25 protein-coding genes are annotated in these 23,167 nt (G+C 72.7%); 15 read left to right on the top strand and 10 right to left on the bottom strand.

The features are described from left to right. Nucleotides 1–83: 83 nt before the first annotated feature. Both B7P34_RS08255 and B7P34_RS08250 read left to right on the top strand, forming a co-directional pair. On the top strand, nt 84–1,412 hold the full coding sequence (locus tag B7P34_RS08255) for a sensor histidine kinase (protein WP_106675154.1): 1,329 nt from the start codon (nt 84–86) through the stop codon (nt 1,410–1,412). Then, the gene (locus B7P34_RS08250; RefSeq protein WP_106675153.1) at nt 1,409–2,089 is read left to right on the top strand and encodes a response regulator; all 681 of its coding nucleotides are present in this window, start codon (nt 1,409–1,411) and stop codon (nt 2,087–2,089) included. Before B7P34_RS08255 ends, B7P34_RS08250 begins: the two co-directional genes overlap by 4 nt. A 50-nt stretch (nt 2,090–2,139) precedes the next feature. Here B7P34_RS08250 and B7P34_RS08245 read toward each other — a convergent pair whose 3' ends face one another. Next, entirely contained in the window at nt 2,140–3,162 is a 1,023-nt protein-coding gene (locus B7P34_RS08245) for an aldo/keto reductase (RefSeq protein ID WP_106675152.1), read from the bottom strand. Continuing rightward, on the bottom strand, nt 3,162–3,632 hold the full coding sequence (locus B7P34_RS08240; RefSeq protein WP_223267622.1) for a MerR family transcriptional regulator: 471 nt from the start codon (nt 3,630–3,632) through the stop codon (nt 3,162–3,164). Before B7P34_RS08240 ends, B7P34_RS08245 begins: the two co-directional genes overlap by 1 nt. A gap of 174 nt (nt 3,633–3,806) precedes the next feature. On the opposite strand from B7P34_RS08240, the gene B7P34_RS08235 reads away from it, so the two are divergent. After that, complete coding sequence (locus B7P34_RS08235) at nt 3,807–4,619, top strand: serine hydrolase domain-containing protein (protein ID WP_106675150.1); 813 nt, start codon at nt 3,807–3,809, stop codon at nt 4,617–4,619. A 69-nt stretch (nt 4,620–4,688) separates the two neighbouring features. On the opposite strand, the gene B7P34_RS08230 is transcribed toward B7P34_RS08235, so the two are convergent. Then, nucleotides 4,689–5,375 carry a pirin family protein gene (locus B7P34_RS08230; RefSeq protein ID WP_106675149.1) on the bottom strand — a complete coding sequence of 229 codons (687 nt, stop codon included), beginning with the start codon at nt 5,373–5,375 and terminating at the stop codon, nt 4,689–4,691. A gap of 57 nt (nt 5,376–5,432) precedes the next feature. Here B7P34_RS08230 and B7P34_RS08225 point away from each other — a divergent pair, with 57 nt between their 5' ends. The 5 genes from B7P34_RS08225 (at nt 5,433) to fabF (ending at nt 10,406) form a co-directional block, all read left to right on the top strand. Beyond that, nucleotides 5,433–6,617 (top strand): PucR family transcriptional regulator, encoded by a 1,185-nt coding sequence (locus B7P34_RS08225; RefSeq protein ID WP_106675148.1) that lies wholly within the window; start codon nt 5,433–5,435, stop codon nt 6,615–6,617. 89 nt (nt 6,618–6,706) lie between these two features. Then, complete coding sequence (locus B7P34_RS08220) at nt 6,707–7,660, top strand: ACP S-malonyltransferase (RefSeq protein WP_106675147.1); 954 nt, start codon at nt 6,707–6,709, stop codon at nt 7,658–7,660. Between the two features lie 13 nt (nt 7,661–7,673). Then, complete coding sequence (locus tag B7P34_RS08215; RefSeq protein ID WP_106675146.1) at nt 7,674–8,720, top strand: ketoacyl-ACP synthase III; 1,047 nt, start codon at nt 7,674–7,676, stop codon at nt 8,718–8,720. A gap of 104 nt (nt 8,721–8,824) precedes the next feature. Continuing rightward, complete coding sequence (locus B7P34_RS08210; protein WP_106675145.1) at nt 8,825–9,073, top strand: acyl carrier protein; 249 nt, start codon at nt 8,825–8,827, stop codon at nt 9,071–9,073. Nucleotides 9,074–9,140: 67 nt separating this feature from the next. After that, nucleotides 9,141–10,406, top strand: a complete 1,266-nt coding sequence (gene fabF, locus B7P34_RS08205; protein WP_106675144.1) for a beta-ketoacyl-ACP synthase II — start codon at nt 9,141–9,143, stop codon at nt 10,404–10,406. Nucleotides 10,407–10,477: 71 nt separating this feature from the next. Here fabF and B7P34_RS08200 read toward each other — a convergent pair whose 3' ends face one another. After that, nucleotides 10,478–11,017: a hypothetical protein gene (locus B7P34_RS08200; protein ID WP_106675143.1), complete on the bottom strand. Its 540-nt coding sequence runs from the start codon at nt 11,015–11,017 to the stop codon at nt 10,478–10,480. Between the two features lie 290 nt (nt 11,018–11,307). On the opposite strand from B7P34_RS08200, the gene B7P34_RS08195 reads away from it, so the two are divergent. Together B7P34_RS08195 and B7P34_RS08190 are read left to right on the top strand one after the other, a co-directional pair. Then, a complete protein-coding gene (locus tag B7P34_RS08195; RefSeq protein ID WP_106675142.1) occupies nt 11,308–12,159 on the top strand; it encodes a helix-turn-helix domain-containing protein in 852 nt (283 codons plus the stop codon). A 10-nt stretch (nt 12,160–12,169) separates the two neighbouring features. Further along, entirely contained in the window at nt 12,170–12,361 is a 192-nt protein-coding gene (locus B7P34_RS08190) for a hypothetical protein (protein ID WP_106675141.1), read from the top strand. An 806-nt stretch (nt 12,362–13,167) separates the two neighbouring features. Here B7P34_RS08190 and B7P34_RS08185 read toward each other — a convergent pair. The 3 genes from B7P34_RS08185 to B7P34_RS08175 all read right to left on the bottom strand — a co-directional run bounded on the left by B7P34_RS08185 (nt 13,168) and on the right by B7P34_RS08175 (nt 15,563). Continuing rightward, nucleotides 13,168–13,974: a DUF4190 domain-containing protein gene (locus B7P34_RS08185; protein WP_106675140.1), complete on the bottom strand. Its 807-nt coding sequence runs from the start codon at nt 13,972–13,974 to the stop codon at nt 13,168–13,170. Nucleotides 13,975–14,064: 90 nt separating this feature from the next. Then, nucleotides 14,065–14,964, bottom strand: coding sequence for an NAD(P)-dependent oxidoreductase (locus B7P34_RS08180; protein WP_106675139.1), 900 nt, complete (start codon nt 14,962–14,964; stop codon nt 14,065–14,067). Nucleotides 14,965–15,068: 104 nt separating this feature from the next. After that, nucleotides 15,069–15,563 (bottom strand): DUF3145 domain-containing protein, encoded by a 495-nt coding sequence (locus B7P34_RS08175; protein WP_058044575.1) that lies wholly within the window; start codon nt 15,561–15,563, stop codon nt 15,069–15,071. Nucleotides 15,564–15,884: 321 nt separating this feature from the next. Here B7P34_RS08175 and B7P34_RS08170 point away from each other — a divergent pair, with 321 nt between their 5' ends. Further along, a complete protein-coding gene (locus B7P34_RS08170) occupies nt 15,885–16,778 on the top strand; it encodes an SGNH/GDSL hydrolase family protein (RefSeq protein ID WP_106675138.1) in 894 nt (297 codons plus the stop codon). A gap of 356 nt (nt 16,779–17,134) precedes the next feature. Next, on the top strand, nt 17,135–17,650 hold the full coding sequence (locus B7P34_RS08165) for an isochorismatase family protein (RefSeq protein ID WP_106675168.1): 516 nt from the start codon (nt 17,135–17,137) through the stop codon (nt 17,648–17,650). 252 nt (nt 17,651–17,902) lie between these two features. Here B7P34_RS08165 and B7P34_RS08160 read toward each other — a convergent pair whose 3' ends face one another. Beyond that, nucleotides 17,903–18,343 carry a MarR family winged helix-turn-helix transcriptional regulator gene (locus B7P34_RS08160; protein ID WP_106675137.1) on the bottom strand — a complete coding sequence of 147 codons (441 nt, stop codon included), beginning with the start codon at nt 18,341–18,343 and terminating at the stop codon, nt 17,903–17,905. A gap of 88 nt (nt 18,344–18,431) precedes the next feature. Between B7P34_RS08160 and B7P34_RS08155 the strand changes: the two genes are divergently transcribed. Then, nucleotides 18,432–19,445, top strand: a complete 1,014-nt coding sequence (locus B7P34_RS08155; protein ID WP_106675136.1) for an NADP-dependent oxidoreductase — start codon at nt 18,432–18,434, stop codon at nt 19,443–19,445. Between the two features lie 31 nt (nt 19,446–19,476). Continuing rightward, on the top strand, nt 19,477–20,265 hold the full coding sequence (locus tag B7P34_RS08150) for an EI24 domain-containing protein (RefSeq protein ID WP_106675135.1): 789 nt from the start codon (nt 19,477–19,479) through the stop codon (nt 20,263–20,265). A 24-nt stretch (nt 20,266–20,289) separates the two neighbouring features. Here the strand turns inward: B7P34_RS08150 and B7P34_RS08145 are convergent, their stop codons facing one another. Together B7P34_RS08145 and B7P34_RS08140 are read right to left on the bottom strand one after the other, a co-directional pair. Next, nucleotides 20,290–21,021, bottom strand: coding sequence for a carbon-nitrogen hydrolase family protein (locus tag B7P34_RS08145; RefSeq protein ID WP_106675134.1), 732 nt, complete (start codon nt 21,019–21,021; stop codon nt 20,290–20,292). A gap of 7 nt (nt 21,022–21,028) precedes the next feature. Next, entirely contained in the window at nt 21,029–22,312 is a 1,284-nt protein-coding gene (locus B7P34_RS08140; protein WP_106675133.1) for a pyroglutamyl peptidase, read from the bottom strand. A 90-nt stretch (nt 22,313–22,402) separates the two neighbouring features. On the opposite strand from B7P34_RS08140, the gene B7P34_RS08135 reads away from it, so the two are divergent. Further along, entirely contained in the window at nt 22,403–23,164 is a 762-nt protein-coding gene (locus tag B7P34_RS08135) for an MgtC/SapB family protein (protein ID WP_106675132.1), read from the top strand. Nucleotides 23,165–23,167 lie beyond the last annotated feature (3 nt).

Raw genomic sequence — 23,167 nt, 5'->3', positions numbered from 1 at the left:
ACCGGTGCTACCCCGGTATGACCCGCAAGCCCCCACCACGGTGTGACGCCCGCGCGCGGGCCGCGGCCTAGGGTGAAGGGGTCATGCCCCAGTCACTCCCCGCCCCCCTCGCCCGCGCGCGCGCCTACGCGATCGACGTCTGCACGCCCGCCGGGCCGCCCGTACCGCTGGGCGGCCGGTCGCGCCGCCGCTGGGTGCGGAAGCTGCCCTTCGTGGTCGCCGCGCTGTTCACCGCCCTGCTGCTGCCGCTGTCCGCCAACGTGCTGACGAACGAGTTCGGCCTGGGCTTCGGCCTCGCGCTGTCCCTCGCCGTCGCCCAGGCCGTGCCGCTGCTCGTCGCCGTCCGCAGGCCCCTGCTCGCCTGGGCGATCGCCTTCGCGGCGAGCGTCGCCGCGGCGGTGGCCGTCCTGTCCGAGCCCGTGAACCGCGACTGGCCCTGGCCGTGGCCGCCCCCGACCGTCATCGGCCTGCTGCTGCTGATGCTCGCGGTCGGCATGCGGGAGCGCCGCCCGACGCTCGTCGCCGTCTGGCTGGCCACCGGCGTCGCGGGCGCGGTCCTGCGGGGCGTGTCGCCCGACCGCAGCTCCTCCGGCGTCTGGGTGACGCTGTTCGTGGTCGGCGGCATGCTGATGCTGCTGGCCGGGGCGCTGCGCGAGCGCGGGGACGCGCGGCGGGCGCTCGCCGAGCAGGAGACGATCAGCGAGGCCGAGCGGGCCCGGCGCACCCTGCTGGAGGAGCGCACGCGCATCGCCCGCGAGCTGCACGACGTCGTCGCCCACCACATGTCGGTGATCACCGTGCAGGCGGACAGCGCCCCGTACCGGCTCGCGGGCCTGCCCGAGGAGGCGCGCGAGGAGTTCGGCACGATCGCCGCGACGGCGCGGGAGTCGCTGACCGAGATGCGGCGGCTGCTGGGGGTGCTGCGCAGCGAGGACGCCTCCGGCGCGGGCGGCGGCGCCGAGCGGGCGCCGCAGCCGGGGGTGGCCCGGATCCCGCAGCTGGTCGAGGGGACCGTGCGATCCGGGCTGCCGGTGGAGCTGGCCATGCCGGATCCGCTGCCGGAGGCGGTGCCGCAGACCGTGGACCTCTCCGCGTACCGGATCGTGCAGGAGGCCCTGGCCAATGTCGTCCGGCACGCGCCGGGCGCGGCCACGCGGGTGTCGGTCTCGGTGGACGACGCCGGCACGGGCCTTATGGTGCTGGTCGTGAACGCCGCCGCAGCCGACCGGGACGCCCGGCCGGTGGAGACCGGCGGCACGGGTCACGGCCTGGTCGGCATGCGGGAGCGGGTCCGGCTGGTCGGCGGCACGCTCGACACCGGCCCGCTGCCGGACGGCGGCTTCCGCGTCGCGGCCCGGCTCCCGTTCACGACAGCACCGGACGCAGACGCAGAGGACTCCGTTTCGCCATGACCATCAAGGTGATCATCGTCGACGACCAGGCCATGGTGCGGGCGGGTTTCGCCGCGCTGCTGGCCGCCCAGCCCGACATCGACGTCGTCGGCGACGCGGCGGACGGGAAGCAGGGCGTGGACGTCAGCCGCCGCACCCACCCGGACGTCGTGCTGATGGACGTCCGCATGCCGGAGATGGACGGGCTGGAGGCGGCGCGGCAGCTCCTCTCCCCGCCGCCCGGCGTGACGCACCGTCCGAAGGTGCTGATGCTGACGACCTTCGACGTCGACGACTACGTGTACGAGGCGCTGCGCGCGGGCGCGTCGGGCTTCCTGCTGAAGGACGCGCCTCCCGCGGACCTGATCTCGGCCGTGCGGGTCGTGGCCGCCGGGGAGGCCCTGCTGGCCCCGTCCGTGACGCGCCGTCTGATCGCGGACTTCGCCAAGCAGCGCCCGGCGCCGCGCAAGGGCGGCCCGGCGCTGCGGCTGAACGGGCTCACCCCGCGCGAGACCGAGGTCCTGGAGCTCATCGCCCGCGGGCTGTCCAACCAGGAGATCGCGGCCGAACTGGTGCTGGCCGAGCAGACCGTCAAGACGCACATCGGCAGGGTCCTGGCCAAGCTGGACCTGCGCGACCGCGCCCAGGCGGTGATCTTCGCCTACGAGTCGGGACTGGTGGCCCCCGGCGGGCGGTGACGGTGCGTCACCGCCCGCCCGGGCGCCGGGCCCGCGGTGCGTGGTGGGTGCTACTCGCGGCCGGCCGAGGTGAACGACATGTCGGCGTAGCGGCCGCCCGCGACCTTGCCCGCGATCGGTTCCAGGGCCGCGAGCTCGTCCGCCGTGAGGGCGATGCGGGTCGCGCCCGCGTTCTCCTCCAAGCGGGAGCGGCGGCGCGTGCCCGGGATCGGAACGACCGTCAGGCCGTGCACCTGCGCCTGCTGCTGGAGCCAGGCCAGGGCCACCTGGCCGAGGGGGGCGCCGCGCTCCTGCGCGATCCGGCGGACCGGCTCCAGCAGCGCCGCGTTCGCCGCCGCGTTGTCACCGGTGAAGCGCGGCATGGTGCGGCGGAAGTCGTCGCCCGACAGCTCCTCGGCCTGCACGAAGGAGCCGGTCAGGAAGCCGCGGCCGAGCGGGGAGTAGGGCACGAGGGCGACGCCCAGCTCCCGCGCCGCCGGCACCACGTGGGCCTCGATGTCGCGGCTGAACAGCGACCACTCCGACTGCACGGCGGCGATCGGGTGCACGGCCTGCGCGGCGCGCAGCTCGCCGCCGGTGACCTCGCTGAGGCCCAGGTGCTTGACCTTGCCCTCGGCCACCAGCTCCGCCATGGCGCCGACCGTCTCCTCGATGGGGACGTTCACGTCGCGCCGGTGCATGTAGTAGAGGTCGATCTCGTCGACGCCGAGGCGCTGCAGGCTGGCCTCGACGGCCCGGCGGATGTACGGGCGGTCGTTGCGGATCGTCCGGACCTGCGGGTTCTCCGGGTCGATCGAAAGGGCGAACTTGGTGGCCAGGACGACCTGGTCGCGGTGGGCCCGGATGAAGGGCGCGATGAACTTCTCGTTCTCGCCGGCGCCGTAGACGTCGGCCGTGTCGTAGAGGGTGACGCCCAGTTCGAGGGCCCGCTCCAGCGTCGCCCTGGCCTCCCCCTCATCGGTCGTCGGCCCGTACGCGAAGCTCATGCCCATACAGCCGAGCCCCTGCACGCCCACCTCGGGGCCGCCGGTGCCGAGCATGGCGGTGGCTATCTTCTCGTTGCTGTTGCTCATCAGTGCTTCAGGGCCCCTTCGGCGGCGGCCTCGGCCCGGCGGCGGGCGTCGGCATAGATGTCGATCTTGTAGTCGAGCACTTCGAGGGTGCTCCGCAGCTCCGCGATGCGCTTTTGGACGTCCTCGCGGTGCGCGGTCAGCAGCTCTTCCCGCTCCGCCATGGTGTGCTCGCCCTCGCGGACGAGCCGTGCGTAACGGACCATGTCCGCCACCGGCATGCCGGTCAGCCGGAGCCGCCCCACCAGGTCCAGCCAGTCCAGGTCACGGTCGGTGTAGCGGCGCTGGCCGGTGTGCGAGCGGTCCACGTGCGGCATCAGCCCGATCCGCTCGTACCAGCGCAGCGTGTGGACCGACAGCCCCGTGCAGCCCGCGACTTCGCTGATCGTGTACCGGTCACGCCCCACCGGGCGGCCGTGGCGCTGCTGTTCGAGCACGGTGCACACGATGTCCGGCGGTGTCGTCGTCCTCACGGGCGCACTGTCCAAGACGGTCATGGAGCCTTCCCCCTGTTCGCAAGCGTTCGCAGTCGTTGCCCTTGCGATGACCACAACGCTAGAGAGCTGGAGCGCACTCCAGGCAAGCGAAGACTTGGGGGAATCTTGGCCGGGGCGGGCGGGCGCCGGCCCCGGGATAGGCTCGGATCCATGGAGAGCCTGCGGATGATCGAGAACTGGCCGGTGGACACCGCTGCGGCGGCGGTCGTACGGGCCGACGGCACGACGGTGGGCACGCACGGGCCGGCCGGGCATCGCTTCCCGCTGGCCTCCGTCACCAAACCGCTCGCCGCCTACGCCGCGCTCGTCGCCGTCGAGGAGGGTGCCGTCGAGCTGGACGAGCCGGCCGGGCCCGCGGGGTCGACGGTCCGCCACCTCCTCGCCCACACCTCCGGGCTGGCCTTCGACGAGCACCGGGCCATGGCCGAACCGGGCACGCGGCGGCTCTACTCCAACGCCGGCTTCGAGGTCCTCGGCGACCACATCGCCAAGGCCACGGACATCCCCTTCGCGGACTACCTGCGGGAGGCGGTGCTGGAGCCCCTCGGAATGACGGCCACGGACCTTCCCGGCTCGCCCGCCAAGGACGGCGTCTCGACCGTCTCCGACCTGGTGCGGTTCGCCGCGGAGCTGCAGGCGCCGCGGCTGCTCTCACCGGAGACCGTGGCGGAGGCCACGTCGGTGGCCTTCCCCGGCCTGACCGGCATCCTCCCCGGCTACGGGCACCAGCGGCCCAACGACTGGGGCCTCGGCTTCGAGATCCGCGACGGCAAGTCCCCGCACTGGACGGGCGCGTCGTCCTCGCCCCGCACGTACGGGCACTTCGGGCAGTCCGGCACGTTCCTGTGGGTCGACCCGGAGGCGGGCGCGGCGTGCGTCGCACTGACGGACCGGGCGTTCGGGCCGTGGGCGATCGAGGTGTGGCCGGCCCTGACGGACGCGGTCCTGGCGGAGCTGGCGTAGTTGGCGTAGCCAAATTTTTTCAGCCGTCCGGCGTTTGAGGACCGGGGTCCGGGGCGGAGCCCCGGGGGCTCAGCCGAAGTGCGGCTCGGCGTGCATCTCCCAGGCCAGGAGCTCCACGTCGGAGCCGACCGCCTCGGCCTCGACGACTGAGGCGTCCAGCAGACGGGCGGCGTCTCCCGCGTCCAGGACGACGTCGTCCAGCCGGACGGACCCCCGGACCACATGCACGTACACCCACGGCGCCCCCGGCAGGGAACCCCGCTCGCCGGCGCGCAAGCGCCGCACGTGCAGCACCGCCTCGCCGCCCGCCAGGGCATACGGCGTGCCGTCGGCGATGCCCCGCACCACCTCGTACGAGGGCTCGCCCCCGTACTCCGCCGGCGTCAGCCACATCTGTACGAAGCGCAGCGGCACCGCGCCCTCGTTGCGTTCCGAGTGCCGGACCCCGGCCCCCGCGCTGAGCCGCTGGACGTCGCCGGGCCGGACGATCTCGACGTGTCCGGCGGAGTCCTCGTGGGTGAGCTCGCCCTCGATGACCCACGTGACGAGCTCGACGTCACGGTGGGTGTGCTCGGCGAACCCGGCGCCCGGTGCGAGCCGCTCCTCGTTGCAGGCCGCGAGCGGCCCGAAGCGCACGTTGTCGGGGTCGTAGAAGCCGGAGAAGGAGAAGGCGTGCCAGGTCTCGATGCCGGCGTCCGGGTCCCCGCCGCGGAAGCGTTCACCGGCTCGCTGGACGGACCGCTGTACGTGCGTCATCGGGCTACGGTAGCCCGGCGACCCCGCACCGGACCCGAATAAGGCAGGCTTGTCCCCGTGCCTGAACCCGCCGCTAACACCCCGCATCCGCACAGCGCCACCCTCCGCCGCCTGGAGAAGTCCTCCGGCACCCTGGCCGCCGCCGCCATCGCCCGGATGGACGCCCAGCTGCCGTGGTACCGGGCGATGCCCCCGGAGAACCGCTCGTGGATCGGCCTGGTCGCCCAGGCCGGCATCGCGGCCTTCACGGAGTGGTTCCGGCATCCGGAGACTCCGCAGGCCATCAGCACGGACGTGTTCGGCACGGCCCCGCGCGAGCTGACGCGGGCGATCACCCTGCGTCAGACGGTGGAGATGGTCCGCACGACCATCGAGGTCATGGAGTCGGCGATCGACGAGGTGGCGGCGCCGGGCGACGAGGGCGTGCTGCGGGAGGCCCTGCTGGTCTACGCCCGCGAGATCGCGTTCGCGACCGCGCAGGTCTACGCGCAGGCCGCCGAGGCGCGCGGCGCGTGGGACGCCCGGCTGGAGTCGCTGGTGGTCAACGCGGTGCTGTCGGGCGAGGCGGACGAGGGCGCCCTGTCCCGGGCCGCGGCCCTGGGCTGGAGCGCCCCGGCGAACGTCAGCGTGGTGCTGGGCACCGCCCCGAACGGGGACAGCGAGCTGACGGTGGAGGCGATCCGGCGGGCGGCTCGGCACGCGAAGGTGCAGGTGCTGACGGGGGTGCTCGGCGACCGGCTGGTGGTCATCGCGGGCGGCTCCGACCAGCCGCTGCAGACGGCCAAGGCGCTGATCGGGCCGTTCGCGGCGGGCCCGGTGGTGGCCGGCCCGGTGGTGCCGGACCTGCTGTCGGCGACGCGCTCGGCTGCGGCGGCCGCAGCCGGTCTGAAGGCCTGCGCGGCCTGGCCGGACGCGCCCCGTCCGGTCCTTGCGGACGATCTCCTGCCGGAGCGGGCGATGGCGGGAGACACCACAGCCCGTGATCAGTTGGTGGAGGAGATCTACAGACCGCTACAGGAGGCGGGCTCGGCGCTGCTGGAAACGCTGAGTGTCTACCTGGAGCAGGCGAGTAGTTTGGAAGGGGCGGCACGGATGCTGTTCGTCCACCCCAACACCGTGAGATACCGCCTCCGACGTGTGACGGACGTCACCGGCTGGTCACCCTCCGATGTCCGCTCGGCGTTCACGCTGCGAATCGCGCTCATCCTGGGGCGTCTGGCCGACACGGAGACGGCGCTTTAGCCTTTTGTCGAACGTCAACAATTCCCCTGACGGTTCTTGGTCCCCATCCCCACGGGTGGCCGGTGCCGTCCACGAGAGAGAGTGTGAGGGTGCTCGTACTCGTCGCTCCCGGCCAGGGCGCTCAGACGCCCGGCTTCCTGACCCCCTGGCTCGACCTCCCCGGTGTCGAAGACCGCCTCCGTGAGTGGTCGGCCGCCATCGGCCTGGACCTCGTCCACTACGGCACGAACGCCGACGCGGACGAGATCCGCGACACCGCCGTCGCCCAGCCGCTGCTCGTGGCATCGGCGCTGGTCTCGGCCCGGCAGCTGTTCCCCGCGGCGGACGACTTCGCCCGTCTGGTGGGTGCGGCCGCGGGCCACAGCGTGGGCGAGCTGGCGGCGTCGGCGCTGACCGGCGTCCTGTCCGAGCAGGAGGCCATGGAGCTCGTCCGCAAGCGCGGCGTGGCCATGGCCGAGGCCGCGGCGGTCACCGAGACCGGCATGGCCGCCCTCCTCGGCGGCGCCCCCGAGGTCGTCGTCCCGCACCTGGAGAAGCTCGGCCTCACCCCCGCGAACGTCAACGGCGCGGGCCAGATCGTGGCCGCCGGCACCGCCGAGCAGCTCGCCGCGCTGGCGGAGGACAAGCCCGAGGGCACCCGCAAGGTCGTGGCGCTGAAGGTCGCGGGCGCGTTCCACACGCACCACATGGCGCCCGCCGTGTCGGCCCTGGAGGCCGCCGTGCAGGAGCTGTCCCCGGCCGACCCGCACACCCGGTACGTCTCGAACAAGGACGGTGCCGTCGTGGCCTCCGGCGCGGAGGTCGTGCAGCGCCTGGTCGGCCAGGTGGCCAACCCGGTGCGCTGGGACCTGTGCATGGAGACGTTCAAGGAGCTCGGCGTGACGGCCCTGCTCGAAGTGGCCCCCGGCGGTACGCTCACCGGCCTGGCCAAGCGCGCCCTGCCCGGCGTGAAGACCCTGGCCCTGAAGTCGCCGGCCGACCTCGACGCGGCCCGTGAGCTGATCGCCGAGCACGCCGCACCCGCCGGTTCCCCGGCCGAATAAGGAGCCTCAGAGCATGACCGCGAAGATCAAGCCGAGCAAGGGTGCCCCGTACGCGCGCATCCTCGGCGTGGGCGGCTACCGCCCCACCCGGGTGGTGCCGAACGAGGAGATCCTTAAGCACATCGACTCCTCGGACGAGTGGATCCGCTCCCGCTCCGGCATCGCGACCCGGCACTGGGCCGGCCCGGAGGAGACGGTCTCCGCGATGTCGGTCGAGGCGTCCGGCAAGGCCATCGCCGCCGCGGGCATCACCCCCGAGCAGATCGGCGCCGTGATCGTCTCGACGGTCTCGCACTTCCACCAGACCCCGGCGATCGCCACCGAGATCGCGCACAAGATCGGCGCGGGCAAGCCCGCCGCGTTCGACATCTCGGCCGGCTGCGCGGGCTTCGGCTACGGCCTGACGCTCGCGAAGAGCATGGTCGTCGAGGGCTCGGCGGAGCACGTACTGGTGATCGGCGTCGAGCGGCTGTCGGACCTCACCGACCTGGAGGACCGCGCGACGGCCTTCCTGTTCGGCGACGGTGCGGGCGCCGTGGTCGTCGGCCCCTCCGCCGAGCCGGCCATCGGCCCGACCGTGTGGGGCTCCGAGGGCGACAAGTCGCACACCATCAAGCAGACCCGGGGCTGGGACTCCTACCGCACCACCCCGGTCCCCGGCGGAAACGGTCCGGAGGCCCGCACGCCCCTGGACGAGATCCGCTACCCGGCCATCACGCAGGAGGGCCAGGCGGTGTTCCGCTGGGCCGTCTTCGAGATGGCGAAGGTCGCCCAGCAGGCGCTGGACGACGCCGGGATCAGCGCGGAGGACCTGGACGTCTTCATCCCGCACCAGGCCAACATGCGGATCATCGACTCGATGGTCAAGACCCTCAAGCTGCCGGAGAGCGTCACGGTCGCCCGTGACGTGGAGACCACGGGCAACACGTCCGCGGCCTCCATTCCCCTGGCCATGGAGCGGCTCCTGGCCACCGGCGCCGCGAAGAGCGGGGACACCGCGCTCGTCATCGGTTTCGGGGCGGGTCTCGTCTACGCCGCCACGGTCGTTACCCTCCCCTAGGCGAGATCGTCGCAGCCCGGCCTCACCGCCGTACTGCGCAGAGCTCACCGCACCGCAGTTCATTACCACGCAGTTCCACCGCACAGACAGAAGGAGCGCCGCACATGGCCGCCACCCAGGAAGAGATCCTCACGGGCCTCGCCGAGATCGTCAACGAGATCGCCGGTATCCCGGTCGAGGACGTCAAGCTGGACAAGTCCTTCACCGACGACCTGGACGTCGACTCGCTGTCCATGGTCGAGGTCGTCGTCGCCGCCGAGGAGCGCTTCGACGTCAAGATCCCGGACGAGGACGTCAAGAACCTCAAGACCGTCGGCGATGCCGCGGGCTACATCCTGAAGCACCAGGACTGACCTGAGCGTTCGTCGCCACCCCGGCGGTGGCGGTTCACCAGCACCTCTACACGTGGAGACAATTCCTGTGAGCTCGACCAATCGCACCGTGGTCGTCACCGGTATCGGCGCAACCACACCGCTGGGTGGCGACAGCGCGACGACCTGGGAGGCTCTGCTCGCCGGCCGGTCCGGCGTGGGGCCCCTCGAGGGCGAGCGCTACGCCGGCCTTCCGGTCCGGATCGCCGCCGCCGCCGCGGTCGACCCCGAAGACGTCCTGCCCCGCCCGCTCGCCCGCAAGCTGGACCGCTCGGCGCAGTTCGCGCTGATCGCGGCCCGTGAGGCGTGGGCCGACGCGGGCTACACCGCCAAGGCCGGCGAGGACTCCTCCATCGCCCCCGAGCGCCTCGGCACCGTCATCGCCTCCGGCATCGGCGGCGTGACCACCCTGCTCGACCAGTACGACGTGCTCAAGGAGAAGGGCGTCCGCCGCGTCTCCCCGCACACCGTGCCCATGCTCATGCCGAACAGCCCGTCGGCCAACGTCGGCCTGGAGGTGAACGCCCAGGCGGGCGTGCACACCCCGGTCAGCGCCTGCGCCTCCGGCGCCGAGGCCATCGGCTACGCCGTCGAGATGATCCGCACCGGCCGTGCCGACGTGGTCGTCGCCGGCGGCACCGAGGCGGCGATCCACCCGCTGCCCATCACCGCCTTCGCCAACATGATGGCGATGTCCAAGAACAACGAGGAGCCCGAGAAGGCCTCCCGCCCGTACGACAAGGCCCGTGACGGCTTCGTCCTCGGCGAGGGCGCCGGCGTGGTCATCCTGGAGTCGGCCGAGCACGCCGCCCGGCGCGGCGCGCGGGTCTACTGCGAGGTCCTGGGCCAGGGCCTGTCCGCGGACAGCCACCACATCGCCCAGCCCGAGCCGACCGGCCGCGGCATCGCCGCCGCGCTGCAGAGCCTGCTCGACAACACCGACCTCAAGCCGTCCGAGGTCGTGCACCTCAACGCGCACGCCACGTCCACCCCGCAGGGTGACGCGGCCGAGATCAAGGCGCTGCGCAAGGTCCTCGGCGACGACCTCGACCACGTCGCGGTCTCCGCGACCAAGTCGATGACCGGCCACCTCCTGGGTGGTGCGGGCGGCATCGAGACGGTCATGACCGTCCTCGCCCTCCACACCCGTACGGCCCCGCCGACCATCAACGTCGACGACCTGGACGAGGACATCGACGCGGACATCGTCCGCGACGTGCCGCGCGCCCTGCCCGCCGAGGGCACGATCGCCGCGATCAACAACTCGTTCGGCTTCGGCGGCCACAACGTGGTGCTGGCCCTGCGCTCGGTCTGACGCCGACCGCGGCCTCCGGCTCGTACGGCCCGTCCTGGGAGATCCCGGGGCGGGCCGTTCGCGTGGTGTATTCAGGCGCCGGGGAGCGGGAGGCGGGCCCAGACACGGGTTCCGTCGGTGGCGGGGCCGCTCTTGCTGATGCCCCAGGTGCCGTCGCATTCGTGGACGACAGCGGCGAGGAGGAGCAGCGCGCGCTTGCGCTGCGCTGAGCAGTGGGCGGCTTGGTGGTGGTCGGAGTGGGCGTGGTGGGCGTCCCAGTTGACGATGCGGAGTGCGCCGTCGCACCAGCGGAGGGAGTGGTAGATGTCCTGCCCGGGTGCGAAGCGTGTGGCGCAGGCGACGAGCTCTCCTGAGATGGAGAGGACGGGTTCTTCGATCGCGGTGAGGCCGTGAGCGCGCAGGACGGTGCGGGTCGTGGTCCGTACGACGGTGGCGGAGAGCGGGTCGCCGGGAACGGTGAAGCTGTAGGAGAGAGCGGAGGGGTCGGAAGAGCGGGGCTTGTAGGCGGGGCGCTGGGTGGTGGCGAGGGTGGAGGGGTTGGCGGGGGTCGGGGTGATGAGGGGGCAGAGGGCGTCCGAGGTGGCGTCACGGTCGATGTCGGTGGAGGGCATGCGGCGGCTCCCAGGGGTGGGTGAGAGGTGTGGATCCGCAGTGCGGCACGCCTGACCGGTGGCCTGTCTCCCTGACGCGGGCACGCCCCTCCCAGGGCAGGAGGACGCGGGCATGCTCGCGCGATGCGCTTCCGGCTGGCGCCGTTGCGTGTGCGATGCGGTACCGACTGTAGGGCACTCCGGAGTACACGTACTACGCTTCGGGGAAGTCATCACCCTTCGGTGGACCGGGCGATCACAACGCGGGCAGACTGCTTCCGACGTCGGCCAGCCCGGAGCAGGGAGAACGCATGCCCCCTAGGAGTACGCCAACGGCACGTCAGAAGCGGCTCGGCACCGAGCTGCGGAAGATGCGCATCGCCGCGGGCATGACCACCGAGTTCGCCGCCGGGCTACTGGGAGTGCCCCGTACGAACGTGCCGAACATGGAGTCGGGCCGATCCGGGATCAGCGCTGAACGGGTACGTATTCTCGCCAGCAACTACGGCTGCACCGACACCGAGTTGGTCGAAGCGCTGGCCGCAATGGCCGCCGAACGCGGAAAGGGCTGGTGGGAGTCCTACCGGGGGTCGTTGCCGACCAGCTTTCTGGATATCGCGGAGATGGAATGGCACGCCACGCGACTGCGTATCGCCTTGACCGTGCACCTTCCCGGGCTGCTCCAGATCGAGGACCACGCTCGTGCGCTCTTCGAGCACGTCGTGCCGCGCCTGCCCAAGGCTGAAGTCGAAGCCCGGGTGGCCCACCGCATGGACAGGGCGCAGGTCCTCGGCAAGGTAGACCCGCCTCACATCGATGTGATTGTCCACGAAGCGGCGCTGCGCATGGAGTTCGGCGGCCGAGAGGTACTGCGCCGACAGCTCACACACCTCCTCGACGCGAGCTGCCACGACAACGTGACAGTACGGGCCATCCCGTTCCGAAACGGCGGCTTCCCGGGGGCAGGTCACTCGGTGGTCTACGCGGAGGCCGTGGTCCCTCAACTTGACGTCGCCGAACTCGACTGCTCACACGGTCCGGATTTCCTCGACTCGGAGATGCAGCTCAAGAAGTACCGTACGCAGCTGGAGCAGTTGGAGGCCGTGACACTTGCGCCGAAAGCGTCACGTGACTTCATCCGCGATATTGTCCACCAGCTCTGAGGAACGCCACATGTCAATGATCACTTGGGAAGAAGCCTTCTGTGGCGAGGGAGCGAACTGCTTCCGCGTGGGCACCGACGCCGCCGGCAACGCCTACATAGCCGTATCCGGCGCCGAGGACCACTACGTCACCGACTCCCGCGAAGCGTTGCGCGCGCTGATCCGCGACATCAAGGCCGGCAAGGCCGACCACTTGCTCTGAGCGTGGTGCGGATCCGTGAGTCGGGTGCGGGTCAGAACAGGCCGGCAGCAGGGGGAGGGGTGGGGGGCGCGGGTCCGGTTATCGAGGTGCGCGGCCGGTGGGCGGCCGGGCGCCGTACTCCTGCCGTCACGGATGCGGGCGCGTGAGGAGACCTCCCCATCAGCTTGGGCTGATGGGGAGCGGGCAGCTGCCGCGATGTGGCTGGGCCCGTCGTGGGCGCTTCGCTCGGCTCGCCACCGTCGTGGCTGAGCGGGCGAGTGCGGGTCGTGGGGGCGGATGCCCTCTCGGCGCGGAAATCCACCGGCCGGGCCGGGGCCGGGCGGCGTAGAAGTGCGCGCAAGGTGTCGGCCGCATGCCTCGGCCGTCCCAAGTGGCAGCCCTCGCCTCACGGGCCCCACCACACGGCTGCGGGCGCCGGAAGTCACCCGGGCCAGCGGCCTCACGGCGTACAAGTGCGCCAAGAACGCCAACTGCATGCCTCAACCGCCCCACCGGGCAGCCCCCATCTCAGAAACCACACTCCCGAGTCAGCCGGACGCGCAACCACGACGGTGGCGCGCCTAGCGAAGCGCCCACGACGGGCGAAACCACACCGCGGCAGCAGCCAGCTCCCCCTCAGCCCAGGCTAATGGGGAGGTCTCCTCACGCAGCCGCATCCGTGACGGCAGGAGTACGGCGGCCAACCGCCCACGGTCCGCCGGACACCCGACGGAGCCGAGCCCCCCACCCCTCCCCCCGCTGCTGGCCTGTTCTGACCCGCACCCAACCCACGGAACCGCACCACTACCCACCCACACCCCACGGCGCTACTGCCCCGGGCCGACCCACATCACGTCCGGGCGGTCGTTGTTGGCGCCGGTCTCCACCTGGAGTTCCTTCGCGCCGTCCGGGCGGACCGAGTACGTGAACGTGGTCTCCGCCTGCTTGCCGGGCAGCAGCTTGCCCGTGAACGGCTTCGTCGCTCCGCGTCCGTCGAAGATCTCCGAGGCCCTCTTGCCGGTGGCGTCGCGCACGTACGGGACGTGGGCGAGGAGGTCCATCGGCTCCTTGCCGCCGTTGGCGATGGTGACCTTGAACCGGAGCGCCAGGTCTCCGTCCTCGTGGCCGAAGGCGATGCGGTCGAGCTCGTACGGCTCGGGCTTGTCGACGGTGATGGTGACGCCGTCCTTGTACGTGTACGTCTCGCCGAACTTCAGCGGCTTCGGTGCCGCGGAGACGGAAGGGGAGGGCTCCGCCGGGCCCGCGGCCGCCGGCGGGCGGTCCTCGTACAGGTCGTCGTTCTCCTCGTCGGCCTTGTCGACGATGAAGAGGGTGAAGAGGAGGCCGCCGACGGCCATGAGCAGGGCCACGCCGCCCAGGATCGTGCCGGTGAGGGCCATGCCCTTGTTCGTGGCCCGTCCCCTGCGGACGAGGACCAGGCCGGTGATGCCCAGGCCCAGGGCGACCAGGGCGAGCGGGCCGGAGAGGAAGAAGAGGAACGGGACGAGGCCGATGACCGCGGCGCAGATGCCGACGATCATCGCCGCGGTGCCCAGGCCGTTGCGGGGCTGCGCGGGCGGGTAGGGCGGGTAGTACGCCCCGGGGTGGCCGTGGGGATACCCGGGCATGGTCATGCGTGTGTCGTCCTTCGGGAGCCGGATGGGTGACGAATCACCCTATCCATCGCTTGACCGTCCCTTTACCCCGCATCCCCCCTCGCCCCCTCAAGGGGTGTCGAAGGACGCGTAGTACGAAGCGGCCATGTCCTCGTCCCCGTGCCCCTGCTCGGCGGCCCGGCGGAACCGTTCGGCGCCCGCGGCCGCCACGTCCATCCGCACGCCCGCCCGCTCCCCCGCCGCGACGATCAGCCGGGCGTCCTTCTCGGCCGTGGCGGTGGTGAAGCTGGGGGTGAGGTCGCCGCCGAGGATCAGGCCGGCCTTGGCGCGCAGGTAGCCCATGTCCAGGGGGCCGCCGGCGACGGCGTCCAGGAAACCGGCCGGGTCGACGCCGAGGCCCTCGGCGAGGGCGAGCGCTTCGGCCGTGCCGTGGGTGACGGCCAGCACCCAGCTGTTGATGACGAGCTTGAGCCGGGTGGCCGTACCGGCCGAGGCGTCGTCGCCGAGCCACACCGTACGGCTGCCGACGGCCTCGAAGACCGGCTCCAGAGCCTTCCGCGCCCCCTCCGGCCCCGCGGCCAGCACCGTCAGCTTCCCCTCCTCCGCGGGCTGCTTGGTGCCGAGGACGGGCGCGTCGACGAGGACGAGGCCGTGCTCGCGGGCGAAGGCCACGAGACCGTCGAAGCCCTCCAGGCCCACCGTGCTCGACTGCGCCCAGACCGTGCCGGGCCGCAGGCCGGGCGCGGCGGCGCGCATGGCGTCGAGGGCGGCCGGGCCGTCGTAGAGCATGGTCAGGACGACGTCGGCGGTGCGGACGGCGTCGGCGGGGGTGTCCGCGACGCGCACGCCGTCGGCGGCGAGGGGTGCGGCCTTCTCCCGGCTGCGGTTCCAGGCGGTGACGGCGAGGCCGGCGCGGGCGAGGTTGCGGGCCATGGCGGCGCCCATGATGCCGGTGCCGAGGACGGTGACGGTGACGGCCGGTGCCGGGCTTGCGCTGGTGTCGGTCATGGCCCCGACGCTAGGTGCTGGAGTCCGCTCCAGGGCAAGCGCGCACGTCCGTTCGGAGGACCTGGTGCGGCCGGCTGTTCAGACGATCTGGTGCAGCCGGCTGCTCAGACGACCTGGTGCAGCCAGCGGACCGGCGCGCCCTCCCCCGCGTACCGGAAGGGCTCCAGCTCGTCGTCCCACGGCTTGCCCAGGAGCTTGGCGACCTCCGCCTCCAGCTCCGTCTCGCCGCGGGCGGCGCGGGCGAGGGCGGCGCGCAGCCGGTCCTCGGGGACGAGGATGTCGCCGTGGATGCCGGTGACGGCGTGGAAGATGCCGAGGTCGGGGGTGGAGCTGTAGCGCTCGCCCTCCGCCGTGGCGCACGGCTCGGCGGTCACTTCGAAGCGCAGGAGGTGCCAGCCGCGCAGTGCGGAGGCGAGCTTGGAGGCGGTGCCGACCTGCCCCTGCCAGGAGAATTCGGCGCGCCAGGTGCCGGGCGAGGCGGGTTGCCGGATCCAGTCGAGGGTGACCCGCACGCCGAGCACGCCCGCGACCGCCCATTCGACGTGCGGGCACAGCGCGCGCGGGGCGGAGTGCACGTACAGAACTCCACGTGTCGTCACCGGGACCTCCAGTGCGGTTCGAGGGTCGCCTTCCCCAGCGGCCTCGCACCCGTACCGGTCCCGCCCGGGACAGCATGCAAGATTCTGCCCCAATGGCCACTCCCGCACCAGCTCGCGAGGTTACCAACAGTAAACACCATCGGGAGCATTTCTCCTGAAAGGGACAGGATGTGACGTGTCGTATTTCAGTTGTGCCGGAAGTGCGAAGCCGCCCCGGGGCACGGCACGACCGCCCCGGGGAAAAGCTACCGTGCGAACGTACCCCCGCGGTGACGTACCGTCGGACCCGAACAGATATCACCCGGCCGGAGGGGAAGAGCGATGCACCGCAGCACCGGACGGAAGGCGCGCGGGGCCGCCAGGGCCGCCGTCGCGGCGCTCACCGCCTTCTCGGCGGCCCTCCTCGTCACGGGGTGCGACTCCGGCAAGGAGGACGCCTCCGCCGGGAAGCCGAGCGCCGGCGCCGCCGCCGCGCCCGCCTGGAACACCCGCCCCGCGTCGATCGCCTCCCTGGGCGACTCCATCACGCGCGGTTTCGACGCCTGCGCGGTCCTCGCGGACTGCCCGGAGGTCTCCTGGGCCACCGGCACCCAGGTCGACAGCCTCGCCCGCCGGCTGCTGGCCTCACCGCAGACCAGCAGCTGGAACTACGCGCGGACCGGCGCCCGCATGGCCGACCTCCCGGGCCAGATGCAGTCCGCGGTCGCGCAGAAGCCGCAGCTGGTCACCGTGCTCCTGGGCGCGAACGACGCCTGCCGCGACAAGGTGGACGACATGACGCCGGTGAGCGCGTTCCGCGCGGACTTCGAGGCCTCGGTGAAAGAGCTGCGCACGGCGCTCCCGAAGTCCCAGCTCTACGTGGCCGGCGTGCCCGACCTGCAGCGCCTGTGGTCGCAGGGGCGTACGAACGGCTACGCCAAGACCGTCTGGAAGCTGGGCATCTGCCCCTCGATGCTCAAGGACTCCGAGTCGGCCGAACCGGCGGCGGAGCAGCGGCGCGCCCAGGTCGTGAAGCGGGTCGGCGAGTACAACGCGGTCCTGAAGGACGTCTGCCGCAAGGACGCGCTGTGCCGCTTCGACGGGTCGGTCAGCGCGTACGCGTTCACGGGCGAGGCGCTGAGCCAGTGGGACTGGTTCCACCCGAGCAAGCGGGGCCAGGGCGAGCTCGCCGCGCTGGCCTACCGGACCGTCACGGCCGAGAAGCACCTCTCGTAGGGACGGACCCCGTCCCGGGGAGGGGGCTGGTGGGGCGGGGCCTGTCAGGTGGCCCCGCCCCGGTCAGACACGGGCCGTGCGGGCTGCGCGCGGCGCGAACGTACGTACCCTCGCTCCGGACATCCGGCACCGCACACACGCGCCCGAAGGCGTCCGTGCCTGCTCTCCAGCACGGTATCCGATGAACAGACCTTACTCATAAGCAAGTTCACCCCTGCGCGGGTCAACTTCCGTACGGCAGGGGTGACGGCGGGCCGCGGGCTGCCACGCGGACGTCGGGCAAGCTTTACCTATCGTCATCCCGGAGGGAGCTCGGAGGCCGCCCGCGGCCCGTGCCCGACCGGTACGGTCTGGCCATGACGGAAATCGACCCGCGGACCACCGCCCTCGTCCTCATCGACCTGATGGAGCGCGTCGTCGCGCTCCCCCTCGCCCCGCGCAGCGGGGACGAAGTGGTCCGTACGGCGGAGGAGTTGGCGCGGTCGTTCCGGAAGTCGGGCGGCACGGTGGCCGTCGTGCGCACGGAGCGGCCCGGGCCGGCGGAGCAGCCGCCCGGGAGCGGGCTGCTCGCGGGGTTCGCCGAGGAGGGCGACGTCGTGGTGGTGAAGCGGTCGCTGGGGGCGTTCCACGGCACGGAGCTGGACGCGCGGCTGCGGGAACGGGGGGTGCGGACGCTCGTCCTCGGCGGGATCGTCACCAACCTGGGCGTGGAGTCCACGGCCCGGGCGGCGGCCGACCACGGCTACGGGCTGGTCTTCGTGGAGGACGCGATGAGCGCGCTGACGGCGGAGGAGCATCGGGGGTCTGTGACGCTGGACATGCCGCGGCTCGGCACGGTCGTGCGGGCGGGGGACTTGCGGTTCCCCGCGTGAGGGGCCTGCCGGCCCCGGGGTCCGGCGCTTCTCCTCCGCCGCGACGGCGGGCCACCAGGGCGCGCCACGTTCCGGGGCTGCCCGGCGCTTTTCCTCCGCCGCGGCGGCGGGCCACCACAGCGTGGCTGACCGGCGGTGCCGGACCGACCCTCACCCCTCGTCGGATGCCCGCCCGAGGCCGTGCGCGGTCGGCCGACTGCAGGTCGCGCGTGGCTGGTCGCGCAGTTCCCCGCGCCCCTTACGGGGCGCGGCCTAACGGGGCGCGTCCGTGCCCGGTTCCAGGACACGCCGCAGCAGGTCCCGCAGGGACGTCCGCTCCTCGGCCGAGAGGCCGGCCAGCGGCTCGCGGGCGAAGTCCAGCGACTCGCTGAGACGGTCGGCGGTTTCCAGGCCCGCCGGGGTGGCCGCGGCGAGTTTGACGCGGCGGTCGTCCGGGTCGGGGCCGCGCTCGACGAGGCCGCGGGCCTCCAGGCGGTCGACGATGCCGGTGACGTTGGACGGCTCGCACTTCAGGCGCTGGGCGATCCGCCGCATCGGCATGGGCTCGCGCGCGAGCAGGGCGAGGACCTTGGCCTGGGCGCCGGTGAGCGCGTGCTTGGCCGCCGCCTCCTCGTACTCCTCGTGGTAGCGGGCCACGACGGCCGCGATGAGGTCGACGACCTCACGGGTCAGGGCATCGGTTCGGGGGACCATGACATCCAGGTTACCGCGTTGCTTGACAACATGAAATATCGAGGAGCATGGTTGTTTAAGTTACTGAACCATTAGGAGGCCGGGTCCCATGTCCGCAACGCCCACCACCAGCCGTGAATGGCACCTCGTCGCCCGCCCGCACGGCTGGCCGAAGCCCGAGGACTTCGCGCTGCGCGAGGCCGCCGTGGCCGAGCCCGGCGAGGGACAGATCCTGGTGCGCAACATCCACATGTCCGTGGACCCGTACATGCGCGGCCGGATGAACGACGTCCGCTCCTACGTCCCGCCCTTCGAGCTGGACGAGCCGATGCAGGGCGGTGCGGTCGGCGAGGTCGTCGCCTCGCGCAGCGACGCCTTCCGGCCCGGCGACCACGTCCTGCACTCCCTCGGCTGGCGCGAGTACGCCCTGGTCGGCGCGGAGCACGCGGTGAAGGTCGACCCGGAGCTCGCGCCCCTGTCCACCTACCTCGGCGTGCTCGGCATGCCGGGCCTGACCGCCTACGCGGGCCTGCTGGAGGTCGCCTCCTTCAAGGAGGGCGACGCCGTGTTCGTCTCCGGCGCCGCGGGCGCGGTCGGCCTGCAGGTCGGCCAGATCGCCCGGCTCAAGGGCGCCTCGCGCGTCATCGGCAGCGCGGGCACGGACGAGAAGGTCAAGGCGCTGACCGAGGAGTACGGCTTCGACGCCGCCTTCAACTACAAGAAGGGGCCGGTCGCCCAGCAGCTGAAGGAGGCCGCGCCCGAGGGCATCGACGTCTACTTCGACAACGTCGGCGGCGAGCACCTGGAGGCCGCGATCGGCGCGCTGAAGCTGCACGGCCGCGCCACGCTCTGCGGCGCGATCGCCGGTTACAACGAGACCGAGCCGCAGCCGGGCCCGCGCAACATGATCTCGATCATCGGCAAGCGCCTGCGCCTGCAGGGCATGATCGTCCGGGACCACCAGGCGCTGCAGCCGCAGTTCGTGGAGGAGGTCGGCGGCTGGGTGCGCTCCGGCGAGCTCAAGTACCGCGAGACGGTCGTGAACGGCGTGGAGAACGCGGTGGACGCCTTCCTGGGCATGCTGCGGGGCGAGAACACCGGAAAGATGATCGTCACGTTCTGAGACCGGCGGCCCGCCGGATAGCCTTCCCGCCATGCGAGATCTCATGGCGGGAATGGCGTACCTCGGCAAGGGCCAGCGCTGGGTGGCCCGAAACCGGCGGCAGTGGGGGTTCGGGCTGCTGCCCGGGCTGATCACCCTCGTCGGCTACGCGGCCGCGGTCGTCTGCCTGGCCCTGTACGCGGGCGACGGCGTCGCCTGGGCGACGCCCTTCGCCGACGACTGGGCCTCGCCGTGGGCGGGCCTGTTCCGGGGCGCGCTGACCGTGCTCCTCTTCGGCGGCGGCCTGCTGCTCGCCGTCATCTCCTTCACCGCCGTGACCCTGCTGGTCGGGCAGCCCTTCTACGAGGAGCTGTCCGCGCGGGTCGACCGCTCGGTGGGCGGCGAGGCGCCCGAGTCCGGGCTGCCGCTCTGGCGGGAGCTGTGGATCTCCGCCCGCGAGAGCCTCGCGGTGCTCGTGCGTGCCGCCGCCTGGGGCGTGCTGTTCTTCGCCCTCGGCTTCGTGCCGTTCGTCGGGCAGACCGTGGTCCCCGCGATCGGCTTCTGCTTCTCGGGCTTCTTCCTCGCCGAGGAGCTCACGGCGGTGGCCCTGCAGCGCCGCGGGGTGCCGCTGCGCGAGCGGCTGCGGCTGCTGCGCTCCCGCAAGCTGCTCACGCTGGGCTTCGGCGTGCCGCTGGCGCTCCTCTTCCTCGTGCCGGTCGTCGCGGTGTTCGTGATGCCGGGCGCGGTGGCGAGCGCGACGCTGCTCGTGCGGGACCTCATGGGCGAGGAGGGCCCGGCCGAAGCCGAGCCCGAGGCGGCGGGCGAAGGCGCCCTCAGCTGAGGGGCACCTCAGCGGAGGGACGCCTCAGCTGAGCGACACCTCCGCCGTCACCAGCCCCTCCCCCGCGTCCGGGCCCTCCGCGAGGACGCTGCCGTCCGGCGCCCACACCGCGCTGAGGCCGCAGGCGTCGTAGGGGCCGGAGGGGCCGTAGTGGTTGGCCAGCAGCACGTACAGGCCGTTGTCCTTCGCGAGCGCCGGGAAGATCTGCATGCGCTCCTGGGCGCCGCCGCCCCGCCCGTACAGCGAGCTGGCGAGGAGCACCCCGCACCCGTCGGCGGCGGCACGGGCCGCGCACTCCGGGAAGTGGGCGTCGTAGCAGATGACATGTGCGAAGCCGACGCCGTCGAGCGTGAACCGGCCCTCCGCCGTGCCCGGCACGAAGCCCGCGGCGCGCTCCGTGCCGGTCACGTGCACCTTGTCGTAGCGGGTGAGCAGCGCCCCGTCCGGACCGTAGACGAAGCTGCTGATGGCGGGCCCGCCGCCGGCGGCCCGCCCGGGGGCGTTGACGACGGCGGCGACGCCCGCGGCCCGGCACGCGTCCCGTACGGGGGCGAGCCGCGGGTCGTCGGGGTCCAGGAGCAGCCCGTCCCCGGCGGCGGCGATCGCGTCGAGTTCGTAGCCGGTGACGGCGAGCTCGGCGAAGACCACGAGCGCGGCGCCGCGCTCCCCCGCCTCGGTGACGAAGGCGGCCATCCGGGCGGTGTTCGCCGCGATGTCGCACGGCCGGGCGGTGAACTGTGCTGCTGCGATGATCATCCGCCCATCATGGCGTCCGGGCGTGCGCGACGGCCACCGCTGTGAGCGACCGCACCTGGTCGGTGATCGCGAGCCGGTTCCGTACGAACTCGGGGTCGGTGACCGTGCCGGTCGCGGGATCGGTGTTGCCCGGGCCGAACTGCAGCACCGGGGTGTGCAGGTGCCCGCCGGGGACGGGCAGGCGCACGGCGTCGCGCAGCAGGGTCGCGCGGTAGGCGATCTCGTTGGAGAGGTAGTCGCCCCCGCCGCCGGCGCGGGCGGTCGAGCCCGGGGTCGGGCCGTCCGGCCGGTCGACCGGCTCGGTGGCGCCCGCGGGTATCTCGGTGACCTCGGTGTTGTCGTGCACGGGGAACGGCCCCGTCGTGGCGGCGGTCATGGCGGCGTACGGGAGGCTCGTCGTCGTCCACTGCGGCTGCGGGTGGACGGTCGGAATGCCGGGCGGTACGGGCACGGTCTCCGTGCGGGAGGCGTTCGCGTTGTCGGGGTAGCCGCCGCGCCAGGCCCCGTTGGTGCGTTCGAGGTCGAAGCGGCCGGGGCGGCCCTGGCTGATGGTGGTGAAGAGGTCGACGCGGCGGGGACCCGGCCGGAAGTGCGGCAGCAGCGTGCGCTCGACCGTGCCGTCGGCGAAGTCCGCCCAGCGGACGGGGAAGACGGCGGCCTCGATGCGGGCCGGGCCGGCCGGGGTGTCGACCGTCGTGCCGTCCAGGGCGAGGGCGGCGGCGCCGGAGGGGTTCGAGCGGCGGGGGTCCGCGTCGAGCTGGAAGGGGTCGAAGCCGGTGACGATGACGCGCTTGACCCGCGTTCCTTCCGGGAGGTCGAGGGAGTCCTGGCCGCGCGAGGAGCGCTCGACGCGGCCGGTGAGCTCGGCGCGCTGCGCCCCGGACAGCCGGAAGGCGGGCTTCCATTCCTGGAGGGCGCGGGTCATGCCGAGCCGCGCCCAGTACAGCGGGCGGTCGTCGTCGCGGCTCAGGTCCCCGGCGCGCTCCGGGCCCGGCCCGCGGCCCTGCGCCCGGTCCACGGCCCGCTGCCACAGCCGCCGCCCCTCGGCGGTCGCGAGGCGCTGCGCCTGCGGGAGCGTGCGGGTGCCGCTCAGGGCGGCGGCGAAGCCCGGAGCCGTGTCGGCGAAGCCGCCGCGGCGCAGGATCTCCTGCGGCACGGGGCCGTCGAGCCGCTGCTCCTCGACGGTGAGGGACGGGCGGGGCGCCGGGGCTGCGGCGGTCGCGGGTACGGTCGCGCCGGCGGCGAGGAGGGCGGCAGCGAGGACTGTTCCGCCAAGTCGGGAGGGATGCATGGGGCGGAAGGTATCCAGTGCGTCCCGCCGTGCGATAGAGGGGCCGTCAACTCCCTTTTGAGACAGTCGAGTTCCAGCCACAATGGCGCAATGGACATAGCTCAGCACTTAGCGGCCCCGCTCTTCGACCCCGGCAGCGGTCAAGGCGTGCGGCAGTTCACCGAATTGGGCCTCGCCCTGCTGCTCTCCTCGCTCATCGGCCTGGAGCGCGAGCTGCAGCAGAAGAGCGCCGGACTGCGCACCCACACCCTCGTCGGGGTGGGCAGCGCGCTGTTCATGGAGGTCTCGATCCACGGCTTCGGCGCGGTGTCCGCGCTCGTCGACGCCCGGCAGGACCCCTCGCGGGTGGCCGCCCAGATCGTCTCCGGCATCGGCTTCATCGGCGGCGGCCTGATCTTCGTGCGCCGCGACGCGGTGCGCGGCCTGACGACGGCGGCCACGATCTGGCTGACCTGCGCCCTGGGCATGGCCTGCGGCGGCGGCCTGCCGCTGCTCGGCGCCGCCGCGACCCTGGTGCACTTCCTGGTGGTGCGCGGCTATCCCGTGATCGCCCGGCGCATGGCGCTCGTGCCCGGCGACCGGGTCGAGCTGCACCTGTCGTACCGCACGCGCAGGGGGCTCCTGGGGCGCGTGCTGGAGCTGTGCACGAAGCGCGGATTCCGGGTCACGGACGTCCACATCGAGCCGGAGCAGGTGTCGGCGGACGGGCGGGAGAAGGGCAAGGCCAAGGAGGCGGGGGTGGTGCTGAGCCTGGAAGGGAAGGGCACGGCCTATCCCCTCGTGGAGGAGCTGACGGACTGGGAGGGGATCCTGGGCGTCGGGCTGCGGGCGCACCAGGACGGCGGGGACTGAGCG

It is taken from the genome of Streptosporangium nondiastaticum (assembly GCF_003011965.1).
Lineage (GTDB): Bacteria > Actinomycetota > Actinomycetes > Streptomycetales > Streptomycetaceae > Streptomyces > Streptomyces nondiastaticus.
Note: the sequence above shows the minus strand (reverse complement) of the source record. Positions and strands in the feature narration are given on the sequence as shown.

Excerpts from the sequence above, each read along its gene's own strand:
- B7P34_RS08255 (WP_106675154.1), top strand. The coding sequence starts at position 84 with ATGCCCCAGTCACTCCCCGCCCCCCTCGCCCGCGCGCGCGCCTACGCG.
- B7P34_RS08250 (WP_106675153.1), top strand. The coding sequence starts at position 1,409 with ATGACCATCAAGGTGATCATCGTCGACGACCAGGCCATGGTGCGGGCG.
- B7P34_RS08245 (WP_106675152.1), bottom strand. The coding sequence starts at position 3,162 with ATGAGCAACAGCAACGAGAAGATAGCCACCGCCATGCTCGGCACCGGC.
- B7P34_RS08235 (WP_106675150.1), top strand. The coding sequence starts at position 3,807 with ATGGAGAGCCTGCGGATGATCGAGAACTGGCCGGTGGACACCGCTGCG.
- B7P34_RS08230 (WP_106675149.1), bottom strand. The coding sequence starts at position 5,375 with ATGACGCACGTACAGCGGTCCGTCCAGCGAGCCGGTGAACGCTTCCGC.
- B7P34_RS08215 (WP_106675146.1), top strand. The coding sequence starts at position 7,674 with ATGACCGCGAAGATCAAGCCGAGCAAGGGTGCCCCGTACGCGCGCATC.
- B7P34_RS08210 (WP_106675145.1), top strand. The coding sequence starts at position 8,825 with ATGGCCGCCACCCAGGAAGAGATCCTCACGGGCCTCGCCGAGATCGTC.
- B7P34_RS08200 (WP_106675143.1), bottom strand. The coding sequence starts at position 11,017 with ATGCCCTCCACCGACATCGACCGTGACGCCACCTCGGACGCCCTCTGC.
- B7P34_RS08195 (WP_106675142.1), top strand. The coding sequence starts at position 11,308 with ATGCCCCCTAGGAGTACGCCAACGGCACGTCAGAAGCGGCTCGGCACC.
- B7P34_RS08190 (WP_106675141.1), top strand. The coding sequence starts at position 12,170 with ATGTCAATGATCACTTGGGAAGAAGCCTTCTGTGGCGAGGGAGCGAAC.
- B7P34_RS08185 (WP_106675140.1), bottom strand. The coding sequence starts at position 13,974 with ATGACCATGCCCGGGTATCCCCACGGCCACCCCGGGGCGTACTACCCG.
- B7P34_RS08180 (WP_106675139.1), bottom strand. The coding sequence starts at position 14,964 with ATGACCGACACCAGCGCAAGCCCGGCACCGGCCGTCACCGTCACCGTC.
- B7P34_RS08170 (WP_106675138.1), top strand. The coding sequence starts at position 15,885 with ATGCACCGCAGCACCGGACGGAAGGCGCGCGGGGCCGCCAGGGCCGCC.
- B7P34_RS08165 (WP_106675168.1), top strand. The coding sequence starts at position 17,135 with ATGACGGAAATCGACCCGCGGACCACCGCCCTCGTCCTCATCGACCTG.
- B7P34_RS08160 (WP_106675137.1), bottom strand. The coding sequence starts at position 18,343 with ATGGTCCCCCGAACCGATGCCCTGACCCGTGAGGTCGTCGACCTCATC.
- B7P34_RS08155 (WP_106675136.1), top strand. The coding sequence starts at position 18,432 with ATGTCCGCAACGCCCACCACCAGCCGTGAATGGCACCTCGTCGCCCGC.
- B7P34_RS08150 (WP_106675135.1), top strand. The coding sequence starts at position 19,477 with ATGCGAGATCTCATGGCGGGAATGGCGTACCTCGGCAAGGGCCAGCGC.
- B7P34_RS08145 (WP_106675134.1), bottom strand. The coding sequence starts at position 21,021 with ATGATCATCGCAGCAGCACAGTTCACCGCCCGGCCGTGCGACATCGCG.
- B7P34_RS08140 (WP_106675133.1), bottom strand. The coding sequence starts at position 22,312 with ATGCATCCCTCCCGACTTGGCGGAACAGTCCTCGCTGCCGCCCTCCTC.
- B7P34_RS08135 (WP_106675132.1), top strand. The coding sequence starts at position 22,403 with ATGGACATAGCTCAGCACTTAGCGGCCCCGCTCTTCGACCCCGGCAGC.